General features: G+C 72.1%; 11 protein-coding genes. 10 read left to right on the top strand and 1 reads right to left on the bottom strand.

The window, feature by feature from the left end; all coding sequences use genetic code 11:
• Nucleotides 1–269: 269 nt before the first annotated feature.
• From MOX02_RS27625 to MOX02_RS27600, 6 genes are all read left to right on the top strand, one after another.
• Nucleotides 270–977, top strand: a complete 708-nt coding sequence (locus MOX02_RS27625; protein ID WP_147029006.1) for a DUF2076 domain-containing protein — start codon at nucleotides 270–272, stop codon at nucleotides 975–977.
• 230 nt (nucleotides 978–1,207) lie between these two features.
• A complete protein-coding gene (locus MOX02_RS27620) occupies nucleotides 1,208–1,423 on the top strand; it encodes a hypothetical protein (RefSeq protein WP_147029005.1) in 216 nt (71 codons plus the stop codon).
• 25 nt (nucleotides 1,424–1,448) lie between these two features.
• Nucleotides 1,449–1,874 (top strand): ATPase, encoded by a 426-nt coding sequence (locus tag MOX02_RS33040; RefSeq protein ID WP_147029007.1) that lies wholly within the window; start codon nucleotides 1,449–1,451, stop codon nucleotides 1,872–1,874.
• On the top strand, nucleotides 1,837–2,043 hold the full coding sequence (locus tag MOX02_RS27610) for a hypothetical protein (protein ID WP_147029004.1): 207 nt from the start codon (nucleotides 1,837–1,839) through the stop codon (nucleotides 2,041–2,043). Before MOX02_RS33040 ends, MOX02_RS27610 begins: the two co-directional genes overlap by 38 nt.
• 138 nt (nucleotides 2,044–2,181) lie before the next feature.
• Nucleotides 2,182–2,526 carry a nucleotidyltransferase domain-containing protein gene (locus MOX02_RS27605; RefSeq protein ID WP_147029003.1) on the top strand — a complete coding sequence of 115 codons (345 nt, stop codon included), beginning with the start codon at nucleotides 2,182–2,184 and terminating at the stop codon, nucleotides 2,524–2,526.
• Complete coding sequence (locus MOX02_RS27600; protein ID WP_147029002.1) at nucleotides 2,523–2,939, top strand: HEPN domain-containing protein; 417 nt, start codon at nucleotides 2,523–2,525, stop codon at nucleotides 2,937–2,939. Before MOX02_RS27605 ends, MOX02_RS27600 begins: the two co-directional genes overlap by 4 nt.
• A 76-nt stretch (nucleotides 2,940–3,015) precedes the next feature.
• On the opposite strand, the gene MOX02_RS27595 is transcribed toward MOX02_RS27600, so the two are convergent.
• A complete protein-coding gene (locus MOX02_RS27595) occupies nucleotides 3,016–3,825 on the bottom strand; it encodes a L,D-transpeptidase (protein WP_147029001.1) in 810 nt (269 codons plus the stop codon).
• Nucleotides 3,826–4,072: 247 nt separating this feature from the next.
• Between MOX02_RS27595 and MOX02_RS27590 the strand changes: the two genes are divergently transcribed.
• From MOX02_RS27590 to moaD, 4 genes are all read left to right on the top strand, one after another.
• Nucleotides 4,073–4,795 carry a chemotaxis protein gene (locus MOX02_RS27590; RefSeq protein WP_147029000.1) on the top strand — a complete coding sequence of 241 codons (723 nt, stop codon included), beginning with the start codon at nucleotides 4,073–4,075 and terminating at the stop codon, nucleotides 4,793–4,795.
• Nucleotides 4,796–4,847: 52 nt separating this feature from the next.
• Nucleotides 4,848–6,896 carry an excinuclease ABC subunit UvrC gene (uvrC, locus tag MOX02_RS27585; RefSeq protein ID WP_147028999.1) on the top strand — a complete coding sequence of 683 codons (2,049 nt, stop codon included), beginning with the start codon at nucleotides 4,848–4,850 and terminating at the stop codon, nucleotides 6,894–6,896.
• Between the two features lie 91 nt (nucleotides 6,897–6,987).
• Nucleotides 6,988–7,587 (top strand): CDP-diacylglycerol--glycerol-3-phosphate 3-phosphatidyltransferase, encoded by a 600-nt coding sequence (gene pgsA / locus MOX02_RS27580; RefSeq protein WP_147028998.1) that lies wholly within the window; start codon nucleotides 6,988–6,990, stop codon nucleotides 7,585–7,587.
• A gap of 18 nt (nucleotides 7,588–7,605) precedes the next feature.
• The gene (gene moaD / locus MOX02_RS27575; RefSeq protein ID WP_147028997.1) at nucleotides 7,606–7,857 is read left to right on the top strand and encodes a molybdopterin converting factor subunit 1; all 252 of its coding nucleotides are present in this window, start codon (nucleotides 7,606–7,608) and stop codon (nucleotides 7,855–7,857) included.
• Nucleotides 7,858–7,871: the final 14 nt, after the last annotated feature.

Here is a 7,871-nt window from a genome sequence, read left to right as displayed (position 1 = left end):
GCTGGCCCGATCAGGCGGTCCCCTAGGCCGCCGCCAGCCTTCGGAAGCCCGGCCTCGCGGCCGGGCTTCTCCTGTTTCGGGCCCAGCCCAAGGCGGCTCGCGGCCGCGCTCCGGTTTTCATCCCGGCGCCCGCGCACAATCCGCCGCGGCCGAACATCACGGCGAAGTTTGCGGGCGGCCCCCTGACAAAACGCCCCACCGCTACCCATGTCGTCCTCGCCCGCGCGGAGTGCAGACAGCCTCCCGCTTGCCTGTAGGAGGACGACTCCATGAACAGCGAAGAACGCGACGTCATCACCGGCATCTTCCAGCGCCTGGAGCAGGCGGCGAGCCAGCCCCGGGACGCCGACGCCGAGCGCTTCATCGCGGACAAGATCCGGGCCCAGCCCTACGCGCCCTACGCCATGGCGCAGCTCATCTACGTGCAGGAAGAGGCGATCAAGAGCCTGAACGAGCAGCTCGAGGAGGCGCGCCGCCAGCAGCAGGCGCAGCCGCAGGGCGGCGGGGGCGGCTTCCTCTCGAGCATCTTCGGCGGCGGCCAGCGCCAGCCGGAGCCGCAGCCATACCCGCCGCAGTACCAGCAGCGGCCGGGCGGCCAGCCCTGGGGCAACCAGGGCGGCTACGGCGGCCCGCCGCAGGGCTACCCGCAGCAGCAGGGCGGCCCCTGGGCCGGCCAGCCGCAGCAGGCGCCGGGCCGCGGCGGCGGCTTCCTCGCCACCGCCTTGCCGATGGCGGCGGGCGCGGCGGGCGGCATGCTGCTCGGCAGCGCCCTCTCGAACGCCTTCGCGGGCGGCCACTCGCAGCTCGGCAGCGCCGCGGCGGCGGGCCTCGGCGCCCCGGCCGCGGGCGGGACGGAGGATCTCGGCGCGGCGCTCGGCGGCAGCGGCGGCGACTTCCAGGACGCCTCCTTCGACAACGACCCCGGCGGCGACTTCGACGGGGACATGGGCGGCGGCGACGACAGCGACTGGGTCTGATCCCGGTCGCGCGCCCGCGCACCAAGCGCACGAGCCGCGAGGCTCGGGGCCCGGCCCCGCCGAACAGGCGGGGCCGGGCCTTCGCGTGTCGGCGCCGTGCAGGCGCGCGCGGACGGACCGCGGTCCGCGGCGGGATCGGATCTCGACCGCGGCAGCGAGGGGCATGGGCGAACGGACTGGCGGCCGGTCGCGCCCGGAGAGAGGCCGTCATCCGAGGATGGAGGCGCGGCATGATGCTGTTCGAGAAGGCCCGCGAGAACGCGGCCGCGATCCGGCAGCTCGGCGAGCGCGCCATCGCGGAAGCGAGGCGGGCCGGTGTGCCGGCCTTCACGGACCCCTCCCTGGGCGAGGGCATCATCCGGGAGATGCCGGACGGCACGCGCCACCGCCTCGTGAGAGTGGGGGACGAGGACGTCGTCGTCGAGAGCTTCGGCCCCCGCCCCTGAGGACGGCCACGTCCCCGCCTGCACGATCCTCGCCGGCCCGAACGGGTCGGGGAAGTCCAGCCTCTTCGAACGACTCGGTCCGGACGGCGAGTTCGTCAACGCCGACCTGATCGCGCGGGCCTCAGGGCTCGGCGACGCGCAGGCGGCGAAGCGGACGATCCGACGCCTGGACGCGCTGCTGAAGGCGCGCAAGAACGTCGTCTACGAGACCACGCTCAGCAGCCATCACGCAATCGCCCTGATGCGGCGGGCGCGCGATGCAGGCTACGAGGTCGGCGTCGTCTTCGTAGCGCTGCTCAGCGTGGATCTGAACGTGCGCCGCGTGGCCGAGAGGGTCAGCCGGGGTGGGCTCCACATCCCCGAGGAGGTCATCAGGCGCCGCTATCCGCGCCTTCGGCAACCTGGCGAAAGCGGTGCCGCTCGCGCACGGCAGCCTGATCTACGACAATAGTGAGCCCGTGCCGGTGCTTCTGCTGCGCATCGCCGCCGGCGTCGTGGAGGAGAACCACCTCGACGGGGCGAGAAGCCACCACGTCTTGATCGCGGGGGCCATTGCGGAGGCGCTGGGTCTCGAGCCGGCCAGCGTCCTGAAGGCAGCCGACGTCGATCGCCCGGCCTGATGCCCAGGAGGTCGCGCGCCTCCACGACGCCGGACGGCGGGCGCTCCGTCCTCGACCTACTGGGGCCGCCGGCCGCAGCCTCGGTGCGCGGATGCAGGCTGCCCGAGCTTGCGGTATGGTTCCGGCGTGAGCGATCGAATGACCCAGGGCGGGCTCTCTCCGTCGCTCGACGCGGCGGTGGAGCGTCTTCGTGCTCTGGCTCCGGTCGAGCGCGTGATCCTGTTCGGCAGCCGTGCGCGCGGTGACCACGACCACGACAGCGACTGGGACCTGTGCGTCCTCCTGAACGACGACATCCCTCCCGGTATCTACACGCCGGGCGCGATGTGGCGGGCGGTGCGGGACCTCGGGTTGCCGATCCATGTGGTTCCGATGCGCAGGAGCGTGTACGAGGCCAAGCGTCTCGACGTGAATGCCCTGGCGCACGACGTGGCGCGGGAGGGTATCGTCCTGTTCGATGAGGCCGCGGGCCCGCGGCCATGAGCGGGGCCTCGGATCCCGGCGATTGGATCGAGAAGGCGCGCCAGGACGCGCGGTCCGCGCGACGTCTCCTCGCCGACCCTCCGGAACTGGAGGACGCCGCCTTCCACGTGCATCAGGCCGTCGAGAAAGCCGCCAAGGCGCTTCTCGTGGCGGACGGCATCCGATATCCGCGCGGCAGGGGTGCCGGGCACGATCTCGTCGCACTGGCCCGGCTCATCCCGACCACCCATCCTCTTCACGCGCCGGCGAGTCGCCTCTCGGACCTGACTCCTTGGGCGACTGCCTTCCGCTACCCGGTCGACGATCCGCTCACGTCGGAGCCGCTCCCTACGACGGAGGAGATCGTGCGCCGCCTCGTCGAGACCGAGATGTTCGTCGAGGCCGTCGCTCGGCAAGTCGGGGCCACCCGATGAGGCCGGTGCGCCGGCGTTCCGAGGGGCGCCCGGACAGCGCGGCCGCCGATCCGGGCGGCCCGCCGACCGGCGCCCGCTACAGCACCTCCACCCGTGTGCCGACGCTGGTGCGCTCGTAGAGGTCGACCACGTCCTCGTTCATCATCCGGATGCAGCCCGAGGAGACCGACTGGCCGATCGTGTGCGGCTCGTTGGTGCCGTGGATGCGGTAGAGCGAGGAGCCGAGATAGAGCGCGCGGGCGCCGAGCGGGTTCTCGGGGCCGCCCTCCATGTGCCGCGGCAGGTCGGGCCGGCGCCGCAGCATCTCGGGCGGCGGCGTCCAGTCCGGCCATTCCCGCTTCTGGGTGATCGTCTTCAGGCCCGCCCAGGTGAAGCCCGGCCGGCCGACGCCGATCCCGTAGCGGATCGCCTGCCCGCCCGGCTGCACGAGGTAGAGGAAGCGCGCGGGCGTATCCACGATGATCGTGCCCGGCCGCTGCGGGCCGGAATAGGGCACGACCTGCCGGGCGAATTGCGGGTCGAGGGCGCGGGCCACCCGCGGCTCGTCGGACCCGCCCGGCCCCGGCACCGCCGCGACGCGGGCCGGCTCGGCGTAGCCCGGCGGCACGGGGTCGCCCGATTGCAGGCGCGGGCTGCCGGGACCGCCGTAGCCGTAGGCCGCGGGGTGCCCCGGCAGGGCCGGCCCGGGCGCGCCGACCGGGCTCTGGCGCAGGGCCCGCGGGCGCGGCGTCTCGCCCGTCATCAGGAACTCGATGAAGCCGCCGCCGTAGCTCCCGGCCGCCGCGTGCTGCTGGTAGCCGCGCGCCTGCGCGAGAGCCGGGCTCGCCGAGCCCGCGCCGCAACCCAGGGCGGCCAGAGCCGCCGCCACGCACCACGCCTCACGCATCCCCGCCCCCTTCCAGCCCCGAGCTCCGCGGCCCAGTGGGCCAGTCCCGAGCAAGGTTTCGCGAAGGCCGCGTCGAATCCGGTGAAGAAACGTGGTGAATCGTTCACGCAAGAGGCGTTGTCCGCGCCCCGATCTCCAGCATCCTCAACGCCGCGTAAAAGTGAGGATCCGGCGGCGGCCATTCAGCAAGTGGCAACCAGTTTCCGTCACTTTCGCCATCGTCCCTCATGCCGGTTGATCCGAGACGATGACCACCAAGCGCTACCGCATCGAAGACATCCTCGGATTGGCGCCGCAGATGCCGGCCGCGGCCCCGGCCGAGGTGCCCGCCGCCCAGGGCGCCCGCCTCGACGAGATCCTCTCGGCGATCCAGGACCTGCGCCGCATCACCCAGGCCAGCACCAGCGAGACCATCGACGCCTGCCGCCGCGAGCTCTCCGAAGCCTTCTCGATGCGGGGCGAGCTCGACCTGATGAAGGACGCGATCACCCGCACCAAGCAGGAGATCGCCGCGCTCCACCGCTCCGAGCATTCCGGCAAGGGCATGCGGCGCGCCGCCGACGAGCTCGACGCGGTGGTGGAATCGACCGAGCGCGCCACCTCCTCGCTGCTCGGCGCCATCGAGGACATCGAGACCAACGCCAACATGCTGCGCGCCTCCCTCGGCAAGGCGGGGCAGGAGAACGTCGACGTCATCCTGGAGAAGGTCATCGTCGCCTACGAGGCGTGCAACTTCCAGGACCTGACCGGCCAGCGCATCAGCAAGATCTGCGGCGTGCTCAAGTTCGTCGAGGACCATCTCGACCGGGTGATCGAGGCCTGGAGCGGCCTCGACAGCTTCCGCGACTTCGCGAGCCTGCAGGACAACGGCCCGGACATCGACGACGAATCCTCGCTCCTCAACGGGCCGAAGCTCGCCGAGGACATCGGCCACGTCGACCAGACCGACATCGACGCCCTGTTCGACTGAGCGGGGCGGCCCGCCCCTTCCCACGCGAATCGGCGGGCCTTACATCTGCGGCATGAGCCGCAGAGCCCGGACAGACGTTCCTCCCGACACGTTCGACGACGGCGAGGGGCCGGAGGATTTCTCCGACGCCGCCCCCCTCGACGAATCCCCCGAGATCGACTTCGACTTCGAGCCCGGCGCCGTCACGGCCGGCACCGAGGTGATCCGCCGGTTCTGGACGACGCTGCCGACCTCGCCCGGCGTCTACCGGATGTTCGACCACAAGGGCGACGTCCTCTACGTCGGCAAGGCCAAGAACCTGAAGGCCCGGGTGGGCTCCTACGCGCGCGGCCAGGCGCACTCGAACCGCATCGCGCGCATGATCTCGCAGACGGCGGCGATGGAGTTCGTCACCACCGCCACCGAGACCGAGGCGCTGCTCCTCGAGGCGAACCTCATCAAGCAGCTCAAGCCCCGCTTCAACGTGCTGATGCGGGACGACAAGTCCTTCCCCTACATCCTCGTCACGGGCGATTCCGAGGCGCCGCAGATCGTCAAGCACCGGGGCGCGCGCCGCCGCAAGGGCCAGTATTACGGGCCCTTCGCCAGCGTCTGGGCGGTCAACCGCACTGTCAACGCGCTCCAGCGCGCCTTCCTGCTGCGGACCTGCTCGGACAGCTACTACGAGAACCGCACGCGGCCCTGCCTGCTCTTCCAGATCAAGCGCTGCTCGGGCCCCTGCACGGGCGAGATCCCCCTCGACGAGTACCGGGGGCTCGCCGACGCGGCCAACGCCTTCCTGGCCGGCAAGTCGAACGCCGTGAAGGACCGCATGCGCGCCGAGATGGAGGCGGCCTCCGAGGCGCTCGAATTCGAGCGCGCGGCCCGCTTCCGCGACCGCATCGCGGCGCTCTCCGCGATCCAGGGCACGCAGGGGGTCAACACGCAGGGGGTCGAGGAGGCCGACGTCTTCGCCCTCGACGAGCAGGCCGGCCAGTTCTGCATCGAGGTGTTCTTCTTCCGGAACTTCCAGAACTGGGGCAACCGGGCCTACTTCCCCAAGGCCGACCGAACCATGACGCCGGACGAGGTGCTGGGCTCCTTCATCGGCCAGTTCTACGACGACAAGCCGGCGCCGCGGATCGTGCTGACGAGCCACGCCATCGAGGACGCGGAGCTCGTGGCCGCCGCCCTGTCGAGCCGCACCGAGCACCGGGTCGAGATCCACCAGCCCCAGCGGGGCGAGCGGAAGAACCTCGTGGACTACGCCCGCCGCAACGCCAAGGAGGCGCTGGCGCGGCGGCTCGCCGACACGGCCTCGCAGGGCAAGCTCCTCGCCGCGCTGGGCCAGGCCTTCGGGCTGGAGCGGGCGCCCCGCCGCATCGAGGTCTACGACAATTCCCACATCATGGGCACGAACGCGGTCGGCGGCATGATCGTGGCCGGGCCGACCGGCTTCATGAAGCCCCACTACCGCACCTTCAACATCAAGTCGGAGGAGCTGAGCCCGGGCGACGATTACGGGATGATGCGCGAGGTGCTGCAGCGCCGCTTCAAGCGCCTCGTCAAGGAGGCGCCGCGCACCGCCAACGAGGCGGCCCTGGCCGCCCTCGAGGGCGGGCCGCCCGAGCCCGTGCCCGAGCCGCAGGCCGAGTCCGACGCCTTCCCGGCCTGGCCCGACCTCGTGCTGATCGACGGCGGCAAGGGCCAGCTCGACGCGGCGCGGGGGGCGCTGGAGGCGGTCGGCGTCACCGGCGTGCCCCTCGTCGGCGTCGCCAAGGGCCGCGACCGGGACGCGGGCCGCGAGACCTTCTTCGTGCCGGGCCGGCCGCCCTTCAGGCTGCCGCCGCGGGACCCGACCCTCTACTTCGTGCAGCGCCTGCGCGACGAGGCCCACCGCTTCGCCATCGGCAGCCACCGGGCGAAGCGCAAGCGCGAGATGGTGCGCAACCCGCTGGACGAGATCGCCGGCATCGGCCCGACCCGCAAGCGCGCGCTCCTCCACCATTTCGGGACCGTGAAGGCGATCCAGCGCGCGGCGCTGGAGGACCTCGCCCGGACGCCGGGGGTCAACGCCGCCACGGCGCGGGCGGTCTACGACTTCTTCCATGCCGGCGCCTGACCCGGTGGATTCCGGGCAGCGGGCCGGGCCGGAGACCGGGGACGGGAACGGGCGGTTGACGCGTTCACCGCCCCGTGATTTCACCGCGCCGATGAACGCCGTCCTCCCCCGACGTCGGTCGCAGGCTTGGACGCTCGCGAACTGCCTCACCTACGGCCGCCTCGCCGCGGTGCCCGTCATGGTGGGCCTGCTCTACTGGCCGGACGAGGTGGGCGCCCGCTTCGCGGCCTTCGCGGTGTTCGTGCTCGCGGCCATCACCGACTATCTCGACGGCTACGTGGCGCGCACCTACGCCCAGAGCTCGGCGCTCGGGCGGATGCTCGACCCGATCGCCGACAAGCTCCTCGTGGCCGCCTGCCTGCTGATGCTGGCCGCCGACCACACGGTCGCCGGCTGGCACCTGTGGGCGGCCATCGTGATCCTGTGCCGGGAGGTGCTGGTCTCGGGCCTGCGCGAGTACCTCGCCGAGCTGAAGGTGAGCGTGCCGGTGAGCCGCATCGCGAAGTGGAAGACCACGGTGCAGCTCCTGGCCATCGGCTTCCTCGTGGCGGGGCCGGCGGGCGAGACGGTGCTGCCCGGCACGATCGCGATCGGCCTCGCGCTGCTCTGGGTCGCGGCGGCCCTCACGATCTGGACCGGCTGGGACTACATGAGGGCCGGGATCAAGCACGTGATCGACGATCCGCGCTGAGGCCGGAGGAACGCTGTGGTGAAGCTCGTCTATTTCGCCTGGGTGCGCGAGCGCGTCGGCAAGCCCGAGGAGAGCGTCGAGCTGCCCGCGGGCGTGGCCACCGTCGCCGACCTGATCGCGTGGCTGAGGGGGCGCGGCGAGGAGTACGCCTACGCCTTCGAGAACGCGGGCGTGGTGCGCGCGGCGATCGACCGGGTCCACGCCAAGCCCGACGCCCCCCTCGCGGGCGCGGCCGAGATCGCCTTCTTCCCGCCGATGACCGGGGGATAGCGCCGCCGCCCCTT

The sequence above is a fragment of the Methylobacterium oxalidis genome, from assembly GCF_007992195.1.
Classification (GTDB): Bacteria; Pseudomonadota; Alphaproteobacteria; order Rhizobiales; family Beijerinckiaceae; genus Methylobacterium; species Methylobacterium oxalidis.
Note: the sequence above shows the minus strand (reverse complement) of the source record. Positions and strands in the feature narration are given on the sequence as shown.